At 56.5% G+C, this 19,891-nt stretch carries 16 protein-coding genes and 1 pseudogene; 15 read left to right on the forward strand and 2 right to left on the reverse strand.

Annotation, left to right across the window (positions count from 1 at the left end; translation table 11 throughout):
• The first annotated feature begins 23 nt into the window (after window positions 1-23).
• The 11 genes from ACI5FR_RS07585 (at window position 24) to ACI5FR_RS07635 (ending at window position 14,129) form a co-directional block, all read left to right on the forward strand.
• Window positions 24-1,625 (forward strand): glycosyl hydrolase family 18 protein, encoded by a 1,602-nt coding sequence (locus ACI5FR_RS07585; RefSeq protein ID WP_405452513.1) that lies wholly within the window; start codon window positions 24-26, stop codon window positions 1,623-1,625.
• 160 nt (window positions 1,626-1,785) lie between these two features.
• Window positions 1,786-2,475: a response regulator transcription factor gene (locus tag ACI5FR_RS07590; RefSeq protein WP_405452515.1), complete on the forward strand. Its 690-nt coding sequence runs from the start codon at window positions 1,786-1,788 to the stop codon at window positions 2,473-2,475.
• Entirely contained in the window at window positions 2,462-3,601 is a 1,140-nt protein-coding gene (locus ACI5FR_RS07595; RefSeq protein WP_405452518.1) for a sensor histidine kinase, read from the forward strand. Before ACI5FR_RS07590 ends, ACI5FR_RS07595 begins: the two co-directional genes overlap by 14 nt.
• A gap of 97 nt (window positions 3,602-3,698) precedes the next feature.
• A complete protein-coding gene (locus tag ACI5FR_RS07600) occupies window positions 3,699-5,447 on the forward strand; it encodes a M20/M25/M40 family metallo-hydrolase (RefSeq protein ID WP_405452521.1) in 1,749 nt (582 codons plus the stop codon).
• 246 nt (window positions 5,448-5,693) lie between these two features.
• On the forward strand, window positions 5,694-8,954 hold the full coding sequence (icmF, locus tag ACI5FR_RS07605) for a fused isobutyryl-CoA mutase/GTPase IcmF (RefSeq protein WP_405452523.1): 3,261 nt from the start codon (window positions 5,694-5,696) through the stop codon (window positions 8,952-8,954).
• Between the two features lie 18 nt (window positions 8,955-8,972).
• Window positions 8,973-10,046: a thiamine pyrophosphate-dependent dehydrogenase E1 component subunit alpha gene (locus ACI5FR_RS07610; RefSeq protein WP_405452526.1), complete on the forward strand. Its 1,074-nt coding sequence runs from the start codon at window positions 8,973-8,975 to the stop codon at window positions 10,044-10,046.
• Entirely contained in the window at window positions 9,982-10,965 is a 984-nt protein-coding gene (locus ACI5FR_RS07615; protein ID WP_405452529.1) for an alpha-ketoacid dehydrogenase subunit beta, read from the forward strand. The genes ACI5FR_RS07610 and ACI5FR_RS07615 overlap by 65 nt, the downstream gene beginning before the upstream one ends.
• A gap of 14 nt (window positions 10,966-10,979) precedes the next feature.
• Entirely contained in the window at window positions 10,980-12,116 is a 1,137-nt protein-coding gene (locus ACI5FR_RS07620) for a dihydrolipoamide acetyltransferase family protein (protein ID WP_405452532.1), read from the forward strand.
• 32 nt (window positions 12,117-12,148) lie between these two features.
• A complete protein-coding gene (locus ACI5FR_RS07625; RefSeq protein ID WP_405452535.1) occupies window positions 12,149-12,706 on the forward strand; it encodes a cob(I)yrinic acid a,c-diamide adenosyltransferase in 558 nt (185 codons plus the stop codon).
• Between the two features lie 153 nt (window positions 12,707-12,859).
• Window positions 12,860-13,738 (forward strand): sigma-70 family RNA polymerase sigma factor, encoded by an 879-nt coding sequence (locus ACI5FR_RS07630; protein ID WP_405452538.1) that lies wholly within the window; start codon window positions 12,860-12,862, stop codon window positions 13,736-13,738.
• Between the two features lie 40 nt (window positions 13,739-13,778).
• Complete coding sequence (locus ACI5FR_RS07635; RefSeq protein WP_405452540.1) at window positions 13,779-14,129, forward strand: DoxX family protein; 351 nt, start codon at window positions 13,779-13,781, stop codon at window positions 14,127-14,129.
• Window positions 14,130-14,188: 59 nt separating this feature from the next.
• Here ACI5FR_RS07635 and ACI5FR_RS07640 read toward each other — a convergent pair.
• Window positions 14,189-14,509 (reverse strand): annotated as a pseudogene (locus ACI5FR_RS07640) (ArsR/SmtB family transcription factor); the annotation flags it as partial.
• A gap of 48 nt (window positions 14,510-14,557) precedes the next feature.
• A complete protein-coding gene (locus ACI5FR_RS07645) occupies window positions 14,558-15,388 on the reverse strand; it encodes an AraC family ligand binding domain-containing protein (protein ID WP_405452543.1) in 831 nt (276 codons plus the stop codon).
• 113 nt (window positions 15,389-15,501) lie between these two features.
• Between ACI5FR_RS07645 and ACI5FR_RS07650 the strand changes: the two genes are divergently transcribed.
• The 4 genes from ACI5FR_RS07650 to ACI5FR_RS07665 are packed head-to-tail and all read left to right on the forward strand — an operon-like array spanning window position 15,502 to window position 19,843.
• Entirely contained in the window at window positions 15,502-16,407 is a 906-nt protein-coding gene (locus tag ACI5FR_RS07650) for an aldo/keto reductase (protein ID WP_405452546.1), read from the forward strand.
• Between the two features lie 12 nt (window positions 16,408-16,419).
• Complete coding sequence (locus tag ACI5FR_RS07655; RefSeq protein ID WP_405452549.1) at window positions 16,420-18,375, forward strand: DUF8034 domain-containing protein; 1,956 nt, start codon at window positions 16,420-16,422, stop codon at window positions 18,373-18,375.
• On the forward strand, window positions 18,366-19,199 hold the full coding sequence (locus ACI5FR_RS07660; RefSeq protein WP_405452551.1) for an amidohydrolase family protein: 834 nt from the start codon (window positions 18,366-18,368) through the stop codon (window positions 19,197-19,199). Before ACI5FR_RS07655 ends, ACI5FR_RS07660 begins: the two co-directional genes overlap by 10 nt.
• Before the next feature lie 8 nt (window positions 19,200-19,207).
• Entirely contained in the window at window positions 19,208-19,843 is a 636-nt protein-coding gene (locus ACI5FR_RS07665) for a hypothetical protein (RefSeq protein WP_405452554.1), read from the forward strand.
• The last annotated feature ends 48 nt before the right edge of the window (window positions 19,844-19,891 follow it).

The following is a 19,891-nucleotide window of genomic DNA, read 5'->3' on the forward strand; positions in this document are numbered from 1 at the left end:
GACTGACAGAAAAGGAGACAGAGATGTTCAAGAAACTAATAGGAATGGCCGCCGTTCTCCTGTGCACAACAGCCGGAAACGCGTATGCTTACGACGTCCCTATGACGATTTATCAGGATGTGGCGGACCAGGCTTGGGAAAAAGAGTACGTGTACACTTTATCGGCGCTCGGTATTGTTGATGGGTATGAGGATTCCCGCTATCACTCCGAATTGGCTTTGTCCCGAGAAGCCTTTATCAAGCTGTTGGTCTCTACCGCCAAGCTTAATACGGCCCACACATCAGGCACCGTGCCTGCGGACTCTGCCAATCGCTGGTCGACTCCTTATATCGCCGCCGCTGCGGAGCGGCATTGGATCGATTTTATGGTCGATGAGGCCGGACAATTCAAGCCGGAGCAGCCGATCCTTCGTGAAGAAGTAGCCGCTGTGGTCGGGAAGTATCTTTTGGAGAAGGCCGGAACGAGCGGATCGCAGTGGACATCGGGCGGATGGACGCAAGAACGCGATCAACGAGCGTTTCCCGATAGCGGTCAGATTCGTGCCGATCTCGCTCCGTACGTATTCTACACCGTGAACCAGACCGTGATGGAGGGGGATTACGAAGGGTTCCGGCCCACAAGCGGATTGATCCGCAGCGAAGCCGCCGCCGTGATCTACCGTTTGATCGATCTCGAAGCCGCCACGAACGAGTTGGAAGTAAACGGATTTTATGCGATCCAATCGAGTCCTGCCATCGGCCGGATGCCGCTGCTCGATCACGTCACGATGGGCTGGTCCCATCTGGAATACGAGACGGCAGGGACCGCGAAGCTGGGTACGGATACGACCACCTTCAAAGTACCGGACGGATATTCGGACGTAGTGAAATCCGCAGATCAGGCGCGTGTGCCGAAAGATTTGATGGTGTTTTATAGCGACGGCAAGAAGCTGTCGCAATTTCTGCAGGATGCGCCGGCGCAGAAGGCGTTTATCGGCCAACTCGTCACGAGTCTTAGCGACCCTGCATTCGGGTTTTCCGGTGTTTCTTTGGATTTTGAAGGGCTGATGGATGCTTCGGACGCGCCGAATTACTTGCAATTCGTCCGTCAAGTCAAAGCAGCCATCGGGAATAAAAGCCTCACCGTTTCCGTACCGACGGATTATTATTACAAAGGCTACGATCTAAAAGGGCTAAGCGAAACCGCCGATACCCTTAACCTGATGGCCTACGACTTCACCCATGAAGCTTCGCGTCTCCCTTCAGCGCCATTGCCGCTCGTTCGGGACGGGGTGGAGAGAGCCCTCCGGTCGGGGGTGCCGTCGAGCAAACTCGTGCTCGGCATTTCCAAGCAAGCGAACCAGTGGATCACGACGAACGGCATCACGACGATGGCCGGTCCCGCGATTGATCTAGTGGAAAAACGCCTTGCGGATCCGAATGCTTCTCAAACATGGAGCATGCCGTACTTCCTGAAGTTAATCCGATACCAGAACGGCGGCACCGCGAACGAAATTTATTACGAAGACACGCAAAGCATCGCCAAAAAAATTTGGCTGGCCAAAGTGTATAACCTGAAAGGCATCTCCCTCTGGCACATGGGCAATTTTACAGCATCCGACTGGGAGACGATCGCACGAAGATAAGCATAGACGACACGTTCTTGACAAAAGAAGGTGTCGTCTTTTCTTTTGAGGAGCTTAGCGAAGGTAATCCTGAATTTTTTGCTCACCGGGTCCACAAATTTAACCGTAATTTTACCTAGCCTGTGCTATTATGATCGAATGGAATGCGGGGGTGATGGTGATGAAAGTACTGGTTGTGGAAGATGACTTATCGATGCAAAAAGCAATCGCCACGGGGCTCAAAAAATTCGGATACGCTGTCGATGTCGCCGCGGATGGAGTAGAAGCGTTGCATCGAGCCGATGTCAATCATTACGATGCTATCGTGCTTGATTGGAATCTGCCGAGAATAGACGGACTGGATGTATTGAGAGCAATTCGCAAGAACGACGAGGAAGTCAAGGTGTTGATCCTGTCGGCACGTTCCGAGGTGGAAGACAAGATCGCTGGGCTCGACACCGGCGCCAACGATTATATGGCGAAGCCGTTCCACTTCAAGGAGCTTGAAGCGAGACTTCGTGCGTTGCTTCGCCGAAAATTCATCCTGACGGATACGCGAATCGCACATGGAGAGTTGCAAATCGATACCGCGTTAAAGCAGGTATACGTTCGAAATCAGTCGATCGACTTAACTAAGAAGGAATACGGCATCCTGGAGTATCTGATGTTGCACAAGGATAAAGTCATAGGCGCCGAAGAGATGATCGAGCACGTATGGGATAGTTCAACCGATTTATTTTCCAACTCTTTTAAAGTTCATATCAATTCGCTCAAAAAGAAGCTTGCCGTACATCTTGGGGATCAAGAGATCGTCAAAAACATAAGAGGGCACGGCTATTTCATCGCGGAGGTGCAGCATGATTCGGTTTAATCAGCTTCCGTTGCGGTTGCGGCTGACGCTCTTAATGGCGCTGTTGTTGACCACCGCTTCCATCCTCCTGATGATGACCTCGGTCTTCGCCGCGCGAGATATTTATAAGCAAGATTTTCAGAGGATTGAGGGTCGTCCAGAGGAATTTTTATCGAGAAAACCGATTGTACCGCTTCGGCCAGGGGCCGCCGTGATTCAGAATGATAGGGAGTTTACAACCGTCGGCATTATAAGCACGATCATCGTCATTGTTGTTGGAACCGGCTTGACCTATCTCATTGCCGGAAGAGCCTTGAAGCCTGTAACGGATTTAAGCCAGGAGATTGAGGAAATCGGCGACAACAACTTGTTCCGGCAGGTCCGGGTGCCTCCGTCCAATGACGAGGTTTCCAAGCTGAGCCGTTCTTTTAACCGGATGATCCATAAGTTGGAGAAAATGTTTGACGCCCAAAAAAATTTTTCGGCCAATGCCGCCCATGAACTTAAAACGCCGCTAGCCGCCATGATCGCTAACATCGAAGTGCTGCAGCTTGACGATCGTCCTACGGTAGACGAATACAAGGAAACGCTGGAGGATACGCTCAAAAACGCCCAGCGTCTCAGCCATTTGGTGAACGACCTGCTCAAGTTGAACGCCGAACAGAGTGTCGCGATTTACGAGAAAATCGAAGCCAGGGATATGTTCGGGAGTATTATAGATGAGCTTCTGCAGCCTATTCAAAGTAAAAACATTCGCATCGACGATCGTACCGCCGACGTGCAGCTGTACGGAGACAAACCTCTTTTGTACCGAGCTTTTTACAATGTGATTCATAACGCGGTCAAGTATAATAAGCCGAATGGAGTCATTATCATCGCTGCGGCAGAGAACGCCGACAACACCCGAATTACGATCTTTGATACGGGGATCGGCATCCCGGAGGATCAGCTCGATAAAATATTCGATCCGTTCTATTGCGTCGACAAATCGCGCTCGAGGGAGCTTGGAGGCAGCGGATTGGGGCTATCCATCGTGAAGATGGTCATCGAAAAGCACGGCGGAGAAATCCAGGTACAAAGCGTGGCGGATGTGTCCACCACCATTGTTATTCGGCTGCCGAAACCGAGAAATAAGGATGACCGCTGATTTGCGTCAGGATGCCGTCGTATCTTAACCCTGATTTAACCTTCCTTGAAGTATAGTGAGTGCATACTTCAATTTGCAGGAGGGTTAAGGAACAATAATGAGAAGAAAATTAGCGATCTTGCTTATGTTTGCCGTATTTGCGGTTGGGATTTGGACAGGCTTCGAGCAATTGCGGCCGCCATCGCCGCCAGCTGAGTCCAATCCGGATTATTCGGCGTATCAACGAATGCTTGCCCACCTGCAAGCCATGACGGTAGCCCCCCACCCATCCGGTTCCAAGGAGCTAGACGAGGTACGAACCTATCTGTTGGCGCAAATCCGCGATATGGGGTTGGAAGCAACAGTAGATAGGGAAACATACACCGATGCGGACATTAAAGCCGCAAATCGTGACCAGGACGGCCCGCCGATGGGTGAACGAAGCGTTCGGAAGACACCTCTTTCGGGATCTCTGCCAGATGGCAATCCTAAGAGAGCCCCTTCAGAAGAAATCGGCGGATTGGTTTTGAGCAACATATGGGTGAAACTGGATGCGCCCAGCACGGACCGCGGAATCTTAATGCTCGCCCATTACGACAGCAAGGTCAACACCCCTGGCACCGCTGACGATATGGTGTCCGTAAGCGCGCTGCTGGAAGCCATGCGAGAACAAGCAAAAAATCCCGACTTGAAAAACGACCTTTATTTTTTATTCACGGATGGGGAGGAAGAAAGCGCGCTGGGTGCAAAGGCGTTTGTGAAGTCGCACCCGGAGCTTCAGAGCAAAATCGATCTTGTCCTAAACTTCGATGCACGCGGGAATCGCGGCGGACTGCTCATGTTTGAAACGTCTACGTCGAACTATGAGCTGTTGCAGCATTTTCAATCCGCGAGCTCACGCCCCGTGGCTTTTTCGTTCTTGTCGGGGCTTTATCGCAGAATGCCGAACGGTACGGATTTGACCAGTTTCTTGGAAGCGGGATATCCGGGGCTTAATTTTGCAGTGGCGGAGGGCGTAGAGCATTACCATCAGCCGTCGGATACCTTTGACAATTTGCATCGCGGTACGGCTTATAACTTCTTGCAGACGGTCTTGGAGATGGCCGACTATAGCGGGCAAGCGCAGTTCCGGGATAGCGGTTCAAACCGGGATAGCGTGTTTTTCACATTGCTGACCGGCAATCTCGTGGTATTGAGCGACATTGCAGCCTATCTCCTGTCGGTATGTGCAGGCTTGGCTTCATTGGCTTGGCTGATCATTCAGATTCGGCTGGGCAAGGTTAAGCTTCGCCAAATCGTCGGCGGCACGGGCTGGCTGCTGGGTACGATGGTCGCGATGGGCTTGCTGAGCTGGGGCGTCGTCTCGTTATTGACGCAAACGATGGGGTTGACCAAATCAACGAACAACGATACGGTTTTTCTTTGCATAGCCTTGGCGCATGGCTTGGGTGCTCTCGCTGTATGGTTCTTCCGGATGCGAAACCGATCGCTTGCCGAAGCCATTGCTAGTGTGCTGCCGATTCAGGTACTGCTGATTGTCGGAACCACGGTCTTGTTCTATGAAATCAGTTACTTATTCACGTTATCGACACTCGCGATTCTGATTGTCGCCCTAATGGATTGGTATCCGATTGGCCGAATGATCGCATCGAGTGTGCTAGGCGTTGGAATATGGCTGCTGTATGTCCCGTTATGCTGGCTGGTCTATGTGATGTTTATGCTGCCTGCTACACCGATCGTTGTCGCATTGAGTGTCGTTCCGGTTTCTATTGTTGCCGTATTTTTTGGAGCGAAGTACAGATTATCCGCGGTGTCGTTGCCCGAAGAGGGAAAGCAAACGATCCCGATTAGTACGGAGAGAGGATAGAGTACCTAGCAAAGGCAGTGGCAGTCGAACGACAGGTGAAGAAAACAGCCCTCATCTTGACGACAAGGTGAGGGCTCCTTTTGTATGTACGAGAGCATTGTCCGAACAAGGGATTTTTAATTCGCTGCAACTATATGGACCGTATACAAGTTATCGCCGCATAACATCTAAGTACACGCGATTCTGTCGAAGGAACGCTCTCGTATGCATTTGGGTTTCGGTCGGTCTTGGGAAGGAGGGACACCTATGGATTCGGGATCCAAGTATCGCCCTGGGAACAAAGTAAGATTCGTGACCGCCTCGGCACTATTCGACGGCCACGATGTGTCGATCAACATTATGAGACGGATGCTGCAAGCGAGCGGGGCGGAGGTTATTCATCTCGGCCATAACCGTTCGGTGGATGAAATCGTGCAGACCGCGATCCAGGAGGATGTGCAAGGCATCGCCGTGTCTTCCTATCAGGGAGGGCATCTTGAATTTTTCACCTATATGATCGATCTGTTGCGGGACCGCGGAGCCGACTCCATCAAAGTGTTCGGGGGAGGCGGCGGAGTCATCCTTCCATCGGAAATCAAGCGCCTGCACGAGTATGGAGTGGCCCGCATTTTCTCTCCCGAGGACGGCAGGGAGCTGGGGCTGCAGGGCATGATCGATCACATGCTCAAGGAATGCGATTTCAGTATGCTAGCCGGCTTTGTCCCGAAACCGGATGCTACAGCTATAGATCGGGAGGCACGGAACCTCGCCAAGCTCATAACGGCGGCCGAACATCTGAATAACGATGAATCGATCGCTGAATCGTTCGGGGATCTGTTCAACCAAATCCGGCTTGTGCAAGCGAACGTTCCGGTTATCGGCATAACCGGAACGGGAGGAGCCGGCAAAAGCTCGCTTACCGACGAGTTGATTCAGCGATTTCTAAGGCAGTATGAGCACAAAACCATTGCGATTCTATCAATCGATCCGACCAAAAAGCGTACAGGAGGCGCCCTGTTAGGCGACCGCATCCGAATGAACGCCATCCGTTCCGACCGAGTGTATATGCGAAGTTTGGCTACTCGCGGATCCGGCCGTGAGCTGCCGGAGGCGATCGACCATGCGCTGGCCATCTTGAAGGCCGCCGGCTTCGATCTGATCCTAGTGGAAACAAGCGGCATCGGACAGGGCGATCATCTCATCGCTCAATTGGCGGACGTCTCCCTCTACGTCATGACGAGTGATTACGGGGCGCCGTCCCAGCTCGAAAAAATCGAAATGCTCGATTATGCCGATCTGGTCGCCATTAATAAATTCGACCGCCGAGGTTCGGCGGATGCGCTGCGCGACGTGAAAAAGCAATGGCAGCGAAACGCCGGGACTTTCGACAAGCCCTACGAATCGATGCCGGTGTTCGGGACCATGGCGAGCCGATTCAACGATCGAGGGATTCATGATCTCTTCGAGGCCTTGGTCGAAACCGTCAATCGCAAATGTTCCCTGCAATGGCCGGCTCCCAGCTTCTCGAGCGAGCATCGTGCCGTCGATCAGGTGATCATCCCCAATGAACGAGCGCACTACTTGGGAGAAATCGTCCGGACGGTAAGGGAATACAACCGATTCGTCGACCAGGAAGCCGCGTTGGCCAGCCGCAGTTATCAAATTCAAGGAGTGCTGGAGTCTCTGCAGCACGAAACGGAAGCCAATCCGTCCACAGCGGCACTGGATCAGCTTAAGAAACGCGTTGAGAGCAGCATGCAGCCTTCTACTAGAGAACTGCTGTCCGAATGGCCGGAGCTGCGCAGGCGCTATACCGGACAATCGTTCGTCACCCGGATTCGAGACAAACCCGTTGTGACTGAGCTAACCACGACCAGCCTGGCGGGGCTGAGCATCCCGAAGGTGTGTCTGCCCAAATACCAAGACTGGGGGGATCTCGTCCGGTGGCTGTATCGGGAAAATGTGCCGGGGCGGTTCCCGTTCACGGCAGGGGTCTTCCCCTTTAAGCATACGGCGGAAGACCCGAAGCGGCAGTTCGCCGGCGAGGGGACGCCGGAACGCACCAATAAGCGGTTTCACTATTTGTCCCGTAACGATCCGGCCAAACGGCTCAGCACAGCTTTTGATTCGGTCACCTTGTACGGGGAGGACCCGGACTACCGGCCGGACATTTACGGCAAAATCGGCGAGAGCGGCGTCAGTATTTGCACGCTAGACGATATGAAACGGCTGTACCTGGGCTTCGACTTATGCGACGCGTTGACATCCGTTTCGATGACGATCAACGGCCCTGCGCCGGTACTGCTGGCCATGTACATGAATACGGCCATTGATTTTGCTCTTGAGGCATTTCGTGACAAGCATGAGAGAGCGCCTACCCCTGAAGAAGCGGAGCAGGTACGGAGAGAGACGCTGCAATCCGTTCGGGGGACGGTGCAGGCAGACATTCTGAAGGAGGATCAGGGCCAGAATACGTGCATCTTCTCCACCGAATTCGCCTTGCGTATGATGGGGGATATTCAACAATACTTTATCGACCACGGGGTCCGCCATTATTATTCGGTGTCGATTTCAGGGTATCATATCGCGGAAGCCGGAGCGAATCCGATCTCGCAGCTCGCCTTCACCTTGGCGAACGGCTTTACTTATGTCGAGTCTTATTTGTCCCGCGGGATGCGGATCGACGACTTCGCGCCGAATTTATCGTTCTTCTTCAGCAACGGGTTGGATCCGGAATATACGGTCATCGGGCGGGTGGCGCGCAGAATCTGGGCGATCGTTATGAAGATGAAGTACAAGGCGGGCGAGCGGAGCCAAAAGCTGAAGTACCATATCCAAACGTCCGGACGGTCCCTGCATGCACAAGAGATTGACTTTAACGATATTCGGACCACACTGCAAGCACTCATGGCAATTCTGGACAATTGCAACTCCCTGCACACGAATTCCTACGACGAAGCCATTACAACTCCGACGGAGGACTCGGTGCGGCGGGCGATGGCGATTCAGTTGATCATTACGAAGGAGCTCGGCTTTATCAAAAATGAAAACATGCTGCAGGGGTCATTCCTCATCGAGGAGCTAACCGATCTAGTCGAGGAAGCCGTTCTGCAGGAGCTGGAGCGCATCAATGAGCGAGGCGGCGTACTGGGAGCGATGGAGACGCAATATCAGCGCGGCAAAATCCAGGACGAATCGATGCTGTACGAACTCCGGAAACATAACGGCGAGCTGCCGATTATCGGAGTCAATACGTTCCTGCATCCGAATCCGTCGGCAGACCCGGAGCAACAGATTCCTGTCGCTCGTTCTACGGTCGATGAGAAAGAACAGCAAATCGCGAATTTACGGCAGTTTCAGCAGCGGCATCTCACGGAGGCGCCGGCCGCACTGGCGAGGCTGAAGCAGACGGCGCTGGACGGAGGGAATGTGTTCGCGGAGCTGATGCAGACGGTCCGAGTTGCCAGCTTAGGTCAAATCACGCGAGCCCTGTATGAAGTCGGCGGGCAATACCGGCGAAACATGTAGCGCGAAAGGAGAGATCCCATGTCCTTGCAGCCAAGCGCCAAACATCTTCAGCTCGGGTTGACGGACGACCAAGTGCTCCAAATGTATATCCTCATGAGGACGGCAAGAAAATTCGACGAAAGGGCGCTGCTCCTGCAGCGGTCGGGCAAAACGGCTTTTCACATCTCCAGTATCGGCCAGGAGACGGCGCAGGTTGCCGCCGCATTCGCACTGAAGAAGCAACATGACTATTTTCTGCCCTATTACCGGGATTACGCCTTCGTCCTTTCCGTCGGGATGACTGTCCGGGAACTGATGCTAGCGGCCTTGCTCAGGGCTGAAGATATTAACGGCGGGAGACAAATGCCCGGGCATTTCGGGTATAAGAAGCATCATATTGTGAGCGGCTCCAGTCCGGTCGCCACTCAGCTCTTGCACGCCGTCGGCATCGGGCTCACCTCGGTGATGAGGAAGGATGACCGCGTCGCCTTCGTCACGTTCGGCGAAGGCTCCAGCAGTCAGGGCGATGTGCATGAAGCGTTTAATTGTGCCGGCCTGTTCAAGCTGCCCGTTATCTTCCTGTGCGAAAACAATCAATATGCGATTTCGATCCCAGTACATCGCCAAGTGGCAGGGCGAATCGTCGATCGCGCTGCCGGCTACGGCTTTCCCGGCCACCGCGTGGATGGCAATGACGCTTTGGAAGTGTTCCGCGTCGTGAAGGAAGCCAGAGAACGCGCTGTCCGAGGCTATGGTCCGACGTTGATCGAGGCGATGCTGTATCGCATCCCCCCGCACTCAACCGCGGACGACGATATGCTGTATCGGACGAAGGAGGAGGTCGAGCATTACCGAGGGCAGGACGGCATCGAACGATTTCGCCGCTATTTGTTGGAATGCGGGGTTCTCACCGAGGAGTCTGATCAAACCATACTCGAGCAGATCATCCGGGAAGTGGGCGAAGCAACGAAATATGCGGAGAAAGCTCCTTATCCGGCCCCGGAGGATACCTTACGGCATGTGTATGCGGAGGAGGGGATGACGGATCATGGCGATCAACACCTACTTGCAGGCGATTCGCTCGGCGATGTCCGAGGAGATGGAACGGGATGACACGGTGTTCGTGCTGGGCGAAGATATCGGGAAGGGCGGCGTGCTGAACGCCACCAAGGGGATGCGCGACCGATTCGGGGAGCTTCGCGTGCTCGATACGCCGCTCGCGGAGTCGGCGATCGTCGGGATCGCGATCGGAGCGGCCATGGTGGGGATGCGGCCGATCGCCGAGATCCAGTTTGCCGATTTTATTTTTCCGGCGACCAATCAGATCATCAGCGAAGCGGCCAAAATCCGCTATCGGTCCAATAACGACTGGCATTGTCCGCTAGTTATTCGCGCCCCATACGGAGCTACAGGCGGAGGCGGACTGTACCACTCGCAATGTCCCGAATCGGTGTTTTTCGGCACCCCCGGGCTTAAGATTGTAGCCCCATCGACCGCGTACGACGCCAAAGGCTTGCTGAAAGCCGCCGTACGGGACGACGATCCGGTTTTATATTTCGAGCATAAAAAGTGCTATCTGTCCATTTCCGATGAGGTGCCGGACGAAGAGTTTACGGTTCCGATCGGCCAAGCCGAGATCAAACGTCAAGGGGACGACATTACGGTGATCGCTTATGGCATATGTGTCCATTATGCTCTTCAAGCTGCCTTCGAGCTGGAGCGGGAAGAGGGGATCAGCACGCACATACTCGATTTGCGTACCCTGCAGCCGCTCGATCAGCCCGCGATCTTAGCGGCTGCCGCCCGGACCGGGAAAATCCTGATCGTGCACGAAGATAATAAAACAGGCGGAATTGGAGCCGAAGTCTCGGCCATGATCGCCGAGCAGCTGCTCTATGATCTGGACGCGCCTATCCTGCGATGCTGTCCGCCGGATATTCCAGCCGTTGGGATGGCGCCTACACTTGAGAAGTTTTTCCTGCCCAACGCCGTTGTAGTGAAAGAGGCGATGCGCCGGTTAGCGAAGCTGTAGGGGAGGGGGTTGTCATGCAGCGGAACGAGGAGAAGGGCACCCAGGTTGTCGTACCCCATTTGGCCGAGAGCCTCGTATCGGCAACCGTCGGGAAATGGTTGAAGTGTCCCGGTGACGATGTAAAGGAATACGACGTGTTGTGCGAGCTGATCACGGATAAGATTACGGTGCAGATGCCTTCGCCGATCGAAGGGACGCTCTTGCAACTCTTAGTTGCGGAAGGTGAGGAAGCGGCCGTCGGTTCCACGCTATGTCTGATAAAAGAGCCGGAGGACCATGGACCGAATCGTACGGATGACTATAGCGGACGGCTGTCTCCAGTCGTTCAGCGCTTGGCGCGAGAGCTGAAGATCGAGTTGTCGGACGTGCGAGGCATCGGTCTGGGCGGGCGAATTTCCCGGAAAGACGTGTTGGCGTATGGGAAGAAGGCATCGTCTGCGATCGACTCTGCGGGTGACGAGATCAAGGCGGTCAGCCCTGCACGGAAGACCTTGGCTGCTCTCAGGCGACAGAGCGTTTCGGATATCCCGCACGCCTGGATGATGCTCGAGGCCGACGTCACCTCTATCGTGAAGCTGCGCCATCGACTGAAGGACCAGTTCCTGCGCGATGAGGGCGTGAAGTTGACCTATACGCCATTTGTGCTGAAGGCGATTGTTAATGCCATTAAGGATTATCCGATTGTCAATTCAAGTTGGGCTTCCGACAAGATTACGATCCACAAAGAGATTCATGTGTGTATTGCGGTGGGCTCGGGTCACGACGTCGTTACACCGGTACTCAGAAATCCGGACCGCAAAACGATCGCCGGGATAGCGATTGAACTGGAAGATCTGGCGGAGCGGGCGAGGGCGCAAAAGTTAACATTAACCGATATGCAAGGAGGCACGTTCACTTTCTTTAACACAGGAACATATGGCTCAATACTCTCGTATCCGATTATTCAAGATCCGCAAGCTGCCATTGTATCGTTCGAGTCCATTGTCCGCAGACCTGCGGTCATACACGAAGACTGTATCGCCATCCGTTCCATGGCGAATCTTTGCTTGTCGTTCGATCACCGCATTTTGGACGGGGTTGTTGCGGGGCGGTTTATGCAGAGGGTCAAACAATATTTGGAACAGTTCGACCCGAACATGGGCATTTACTGAATGAGATGGGACCGGGGAGAGGGGGAACCTTCTTGAAATTATATACAAGAACGGGCGACAAGGGGACCACTAGCCTCATCGGAGGACGTGTCGACAAAGACGATGAGCGGGTCGAAGCCTATGGGACGGTAGACGAAGTCAACAGCTTCATCGGACAATGTGTCGTATTGGCCCAAGAACACGGTCAGTTGCAAAATAGGCTGCAGACCATACAGCACGACTTGTTCGATGTAGGCGTAGACCTAGCCACACTCGCGCCCAAACAGTTGAAAGTAAGCTCAGACAAAGCGAAGCGGCTTGAAGGGTGGATTGACGAGCTTTCGGATTCTACCCCTGCCATCACCTACTTTATTTTACCGGGAGGAACCGCTCTGGCTGCCTCTCTGCATGTAAGCCGTAGCGTATGTCGGAGAGCGGAGAGAGCGGTGGTGAGCTTGTCCAAACTACATGCCATCAATCCCGAGGTCATGATCTACCTGAACCGGCTATCCGATTTTCTCTTTGCTGCGGCGAGATATTCCAATCACATGAATCAGGTGTCCGATATACGATATGAGAGCCAGCCTGCGCAGGAACCATCCAAGGATTGAGGGGAATCCGGCGCTGTTAAGCGAGCTCGAGAACTTGCGGTTGTCGGGGGGGAATATACCTCCCCTGGCAGCCGCTTTTTTCATACGCCGGTCACATCGGTCCGATTTCTTTCGTTATACTTATGAGAGCCTAAGAGAGAGGAATGTGAACCGATGAACGAACAAGATTGGCTGGTAGAGCAGTTTGAGTCCAACCGGCCCCACTTGCGGGCCGTGGCATACCGAATGCTGGGATCGCTCAGCGAGGCGGACGACGCGGTCCAGGAATGCTGGTTCCGGCTCAGCCGCTCCGATAGGAGCGGGATCGACAATATCGGCGGCTGGCTGACGACGGTCGTTTCCCGGCTGTGCCTGGACATGCTGCGCCTGCGGAAGGCGAGGCGCGAAGAGTCCTTAGAGGCTTATGCAGCCGAGAAGGTCGTGGACCGTGCGTCCGGGGGCGATCCCGAGCAAGAAGCGCTATTAGCCGATTCCGTAGGCCTGGCGTTGCTCGTGGTGCTAGGCACCCTGAATCCAGTCGAGCGTATCGCGTTCGTGCTGCACGATATCTTCGCCGTCCCGTTCGAGGAGATAGCTCCTATCGTCGGGCGTTCCGAGGCTGCGGCCAGGCAGCTGGCGAGCCGGGCTCGACGCCGTGTGCATGGTGCTGGGACTTCGTCCGGTACTGATCTGCAAGTGCAGAGGGCACTTGTAGACTCCTTCCTCGCCGCAGCGCGCACAGGGAATTTTGATTCGCTTCTTGAGGTGCTCGACCCAGATGTCGTGCTGAGGAACGACCACGCAGCCGTGTCGAATGACGCTTCAGGCGAGGTTCGCGGTTCACGGGACGTGGCCAAAATGCTCATGTTCGGGCGCGCCCAAGCGGCACGTCCGGCGCTGGTCGATGGATCGATCGGAGTCGTCGTGGCCCCGCGCGGAAGGCTGCTGCTCGTACTCGCTCTTACTTACGAACACGGGAAGATCGTGCGGATCGATCAAGTCTCCGATCCGGCACGCCTGCAACAGCTCGAGTTGTCTGTTCTGAGTGAATGAGGGCTCCTAATTTGATACGATTCTAAGGGAGGAATTCGAAATGTCCGTTTTTATTCTCGTTCTTCAATCTTTGCTGGTCTTGTATTTTGGCTTCTCTGGCGTCGCCAAGGTGATAGGGGCCCAGTATTGGGTGGACATGTTCACCCATCTGAGACTGCCTCAATGGTTTCGGGTCGTGACCGGCATCGTCCAATTAATAGGAGCCGGAGCGCTCATCGTCGGTTACTGGATGCCGGGAGCGATCGCAGGCGCCGGCGTCTGGCTCGGCATTACGATGCTGATCGCTTGTCTCACGCATGTCCAAGTCAAAGATTCGATCGGCAAGACGATGCCGGCTCTCGTATTTGCGGGTTTGAACGTCACTCTGGTTATCCTGAATGCAGGAATGTAGAACAAATAGCTGAGACAAGAAAGCCCTTCTTATTCCCCAGGGAACAGAAGGGCTTTTTATTATTTGTCCTGATTCGCTTCTTCGTCCTCCTGAAGCATTTGGTTTAAAAGCAACATACTCTTTGTCCAGTAATTTCGGTAAAACGAGACCCAATCCTCAATTTCTCGCAAGGGAGCGGCATTCAGCCGAAATCTCGTTTCCCGACCGGCTTTGCGGCTGATCACGAGACCGGCGTCCTTAAGAATGGCCAAATGCTTGGAAACGGCCGTGCGGCCCATCGGAAAATGAACCGTCAACTCGTTGAGCGGCAACTCTTCCGCATCGGCCAACAGACGCAGCAATCGACGCCGAGTGGGATCTGCAATCGCAGAGTAGACATCATTTTAGGATACCGGCGGACGTCCAGTCAACTCGAGCCTGACCCGTAATCAAGTACCGGACGGGGTGTTCTCCAATTTGGCCTTTTCCCGGTAAGCGGAGGGGGAGAGGCCTATTGTACGTTTGAACATCCGCGAAAAGAGCAGCGGATCCGCATAGCCGACCGAGCGGGCGATCTCGGCGATCCCCGGCAGCTGGCTGCGAAGCAGGCGGCATGCCTTGCGCATCCGTACATCGGTCAGGTATCGATAAGGCGACATGGACAGGCGCTGCTGAAAGAGCCGGCACACGTATTTGGGGTCGAGTCCCACATGGGCGGCTATATCTGCGAGCGCTATGGGATCGGCGTATCGGGCGTTGATGAAGGAGACGGCCCGGCGAACATGAAGGCCGACGTCGGGTTGCAGCGGAGGTATATCGTCCGGGACGGTGAGCGTGCCCAAGATCCGGTACAGCAGCCCGGTCAGCAGCAATTCCTTGGCCGGTTCCTCCCGAAGGGATAACACTTCGCTGAACAGCGGATCGACCGGGACCGAAGGATCGGGATTCCGCACGGGAGGGGAGCCGGTGAATCCGGCCTGCTTGCACAGACGGGCCGCCATTGTCCCGACGAAACCGAACCATGTATAATGCCAAGGCTCGTCCGGATCGGCCCAATAGGAATGGACGGTGTCCGGAACGACGAGGAACAGCCCGCCCGGTACGACCGACACGCTGCTCCCCTTCGCCGAATACGTGCCATGGCCGCTATGAATGTAATGAAGGATGTACATATCCCGGACGCCTGGGCCGAACTTCATCGTCGGGGTGCAGGCTTGGGTACCGACTTCGAGCACTTCGAGGTCGGTAAGGCCGATCGGATTCGTATAGATAAATTCCACCTGGTTCGAACCTCTTTTCCGCTACATAGAGAAGATATGACATAATGTGTGGAACTCTGGCTATTTCATTATATAGGAGGATCTCTACAATCAACAGTAGGAGGGATGGAAGAATGGAATATACCACATTTGGCCGAACGGGGATTCGCGTGTCGAAGCTCGGGCTGGGCGGCGCGCCGCTGGCCGGAGATTTCGGTCCGGCCGATGAGCGGGAAGTCGAGAAGATGATCCATGAATCGATCGACGGCGGCATCAATTTCATAGACACCGCACCGCGCTATGGCGGAGGCGAATCGGAGCGGCGAATCGGTCGCGCTCTGCGCGGCGGGAGACGCAGCCAAGTGGTGCTGGCTTCGAAGGCGGTCGGCCCGGACGAGCCGTTCACTTATGACGCGACGATCCGGTCCGTAGAGCAAAGTTTGACACGGCTCGAGACGGACTGGATCGATCTGCTGCAAATTCACGACGCCGAGCAGGCGCCGTACGAGACGATCGTGGGCGAGACGCTGCCGGCGCTCGAGAAGCTGCGGGAGGACGGGAAGATTCGGTTCATCGGCGTCTCTACCCGCGTCTTGTCGTTGCTCAAACGCTTCGTCGAGCTGAACCGGTTCGACAGCATCCAGTTCTACGCACGGTATATGCTGATCGACCATACAGCGAAGGATGAGCTGCTGCCGCTCGCGACAGAGGCCGGGATCGGCGTCATCAATGGCAGCGTGCTAGGCCTTGGGCTGCTCGCCGACACACCGGCGCCGTTCCTGAACAAGGCGATCGTGGAGGAGGCGGCGCTGCGCATCCAGCAGCTGCAGTTCCTGCGCAAGCGGGAACCACATGGACTCGTCGAGACGGCGATGCGCTTCAGCCTGTCGCAGCCGGCTATCCACGTGACGCTCACGGGGGCGGCGACGCCGGAAGTGCTCCGCACGAACATGGCGTACTGCGATGGGAAGGGCCTCGAGCAGGAGGAGCTTGAGCGGGTATACGCCCTGTTCCAAGGGAAGAAGCTTTTCAAGGAATAGGAGGAGCGCGTGATGAAGGAACAGGGAGGCGCACTGCCGCGGATCGAAGCGTCGGAACGCATCGTGCCGCCGGAGTGGGCGCTGCGGGAGCAGTGGCTGCTGGCGACGCTGAATCAGGCGGCGAAGGAATTTGTGGAGCACTATACGCATCCCGACGGGACCTTGATCTGGCAGAAGGAATGGCCAGGGATGGACGGCTCCGACGACCCGTACGAAGGGTTCATGAACCTGGCGCTGCTGTACGTGCTCGGAGGGAGCCGGGAGCTGTACGAAGTGTCGCGCCGGATCTGGGACGGGATCACTTGGCAGTGGACGGAATACGGTCAACTGCATCGGGAATTCGACGCTTACTACGATTGGATGCACCATGGGGAAGGGTATTTGTTCCTGTATTTCCTCGGGCTGGCCGGCCCGGCTACATTGAAGGATCGGCAGAGGGCGGTTCGCTTCGCCCGTATGTATACGGGAGAGGATCCGGACGCCCCGAACTACGATCGAGCGCTTCGGCTGATCCGCTCGCCGCTGAATGGGAGCAGAGGGCCGCGCTGGGAAGTGTCGAAGGAGGACTGGAGCACGCATCGCGGCATCCTCGACCACTATCCGGCCCCGTATGAGGATGTGCCCGGCGTCGACTATGCCAGCGGCAAATGCCCGTGGTCGGACGACGAGGTGTACGGGCGGCTCATCGCGATGATGAACGAGCGGATGAACCGCGGGGATGTTCCGCTGAATCTGAATGCTACGGGACTGATTGCGCATGCCTACATGCATACGGGAGTGGCACCGTTCCGCGACTGGGTGATTGAATATCTTGACGCCTGGGAGGAGCGAACCCGCCGCAATGGCGGGATTATCCCGGACAATATCGGCCTGTCCGGCGAGATCGGCGAATACAACGGAGGCCAGTGGTGGGGCGGCTACTACGGCTGGAGATGGCCGCACGGCTTCATGACGATCATCGAGCCGCTGACGAATGCTTGCATGAACGCAGTTCTGCTCACCGGAGAAATGAGCCGCCTGGAGCTTGCCCGGTCCCAGCTCGATGCTAACTGGGGGCTTCGCCGGGAAAAGAACGGGCAAGTGCTCGTGCCGAACAAGCACGGGGATCAGGGCTGGTGCGATTGGCGGAAGCCGCTGCTCAAGTACCCGATTTATCTGTGGACGATGTCGATGGCGGACGAGGATCTGGAGCGGATCGAACGGATACCCCGGGATCACGATTGGAACGAAGTCATCGTGCCGGTCGTATCGGGGCGAGACCGCCGGACCGGGCGGGAAACGAAGCACTACATCGGCAATACGGAGCCGTGGTTCCAGTACATACGCGGCCGCAATCCGGACTATCCGAGCACCATCCTGGCCGCGAATATGGAGCTCGTCGGGCGTCAGCTGGAACGGATGCGCTCGGAGGAAGGCGATCCTCGCAGCTGGAAGAGCGGCTTCCACGACGGGGACTTCTCCAGCATCCATATTTGGCAGGAGATGTGCCCGCTGTACTTCGAGGCGCTCGTGCAGCTGACCCTGGGCGGGCCGATGCACATCTCGCACGGCGGCCTGCAGCACGCGAGGGTTCGCTACTTCGACGCGCAGGAGCGCCGGCCGGGCCTGCCTGCTGGCGTATCCGCGCTCGTGGAGGGCCTCGCGGCGGATAGCGTCACGCTGCAGCTGTGCAACACCAGCCTGTTCGACGAGCAGGAGGTCGTCGTTCAGGCTGGCACGTTCGGCGAGCATCGGTTCACGGACGCCCAGCGGCTCGGGCCGGATCACGCCGCGCAAGGGCAGGCCGTCGCGGTCCAGGGCAAGTGGCTGGCGGTCCGCCTGAAGCCCGGAGCCGGGATCCGGCTGCGGCTCGGCATGGAACGATATGTGAATGCCCCGAGCTACGAGGCGCCCTGGGAGAATTGCGTAGCCACCGATCCGTTGCTGAACGGACGGAGCGGGCAGGGAGGCGAACCGTCGTGTACGTAGACAGCCACGTGCATTTCTGGCAGCCGGCGCGCGGCGACTATGGCTGGCTGAAACCGGAGAATGCGATGCTCTACCAGGACCACTTGCCGGATCGGCTGCTGCCGGAACTGCAGGCGCACGGCGTGGAAGGCCTGGTCGTCGTCCAGGCCGCCCCTACGGCCGCGGAGGCGGCGTATCTGCTCGAGCTCACGCGGAGCGGCCCGGTAGCCGCGGCCGTCAGCGGCGGGCTCGACCCGTTCGCGGAGCGTTTCGCCTCGCAGCTCCAGGCATTGCGTGCGCACCCCCGCTTCACAGGGGTGCGGATGGGCGGCAGCGCGTTCCGGGAGGAGCGGTCCGCGGATGACAAGAGCCGGCTGCGCGCGGCGCTCGACAGCCTCATGCACGCCGGCCTGACGCTGGACCTGCTCGTCCGCCCGGACGAGCTCGCCGGAGTCGCGGCGTACCTGGAGGCGGTGCCGACGCTGCAGGCCGTCGTCAATCATCTGGGCTGCCCGGACGTCCTGGAGCTGCATATGGAGCCGTGGGCGGCCGGCATGGAGCGGCTGTCCCGGCTTCCCGGCGTGGCGGTGAAGCTGTCCGGCATGATCACGATGGCCGGCGGTCTCCATGCGGACTTACTCCGGCCATACGTAGACCGGCTGGTGCGGACTTTCGGCTGCGACCGGCTGCTCTTCGGCAGCGACTGGCCGGTGGCTCTGCAGGCGGGCGGCTACGGAGACGTCATTGCCTTGTTCGAGGCGGTGCTGCCGGCCGACCTGACACCGGAGGAGAAAGGAAACATTCGTGGGGGCAACGCCCGCCGAATCTACCGGATCGAACCATGAGGAGACGCATGTACCGCGCACAATTGAAGGCAGGCACCCGAGACGCCTTCATTCGAGCCTTGGAGGAGGCCGGCTCTCCCTGGGGGCAGCGGTTAAGGCAGCGAGGGCTGCTTACAGGGACCTTGTTCGAGAGGGAGGGCGGTTTGTTCCTCTATCTCGAGACGGCAGATGAGGACTTCAAGTGGGATTGGCCCCTCAATTGCCTGGATTTCCTGGAATCATGGCCCGGGGAGAATGGTGGCCGACGCTTGGCGGTTCCCATGCTCGACATTTACCACGATGGGGAAGGGGAAGCGCTCGAATCCCGCCGCGACGGGCGGAATGTGCGGGAGCGAATCGGCTCGCTGGCGCGGCTGAAGCCGGAGATGTACGGCAGCTACATCTTTTATCATTACGCCCAGCAGGAGGAGACGCCTAACAGCTTCAACCCGACGTATATAATTGGCGCGCACGAGAACTGGATCTTCTCGTACCATGAACTACCGGCTCCGCAGGGCAGCCGCCAGTCGACGCGCAGGACGTGGCCCGCACCCATCGCGCCGACGAACTGGCACGAAGTGATGCAGCCGCACTTCATCCCATGGTCGATAGGGGAGCAGGGTCCAGTCCTGTGGGTCAGAATGACAGCCCTATGGACCTTCTAACCCAAAGAGCCGGCCCAACTTAAACGAAATTCGTCCTGCAGCAGATCG

This window comes from Paenibacillus sp. HJGM_3 (assembly GCF_045062745.1).
GTDB lineage: Bacteria > Bacillota > Bacilli > Paenibacillales > NBRC-103111 > Paenibacillus_AA.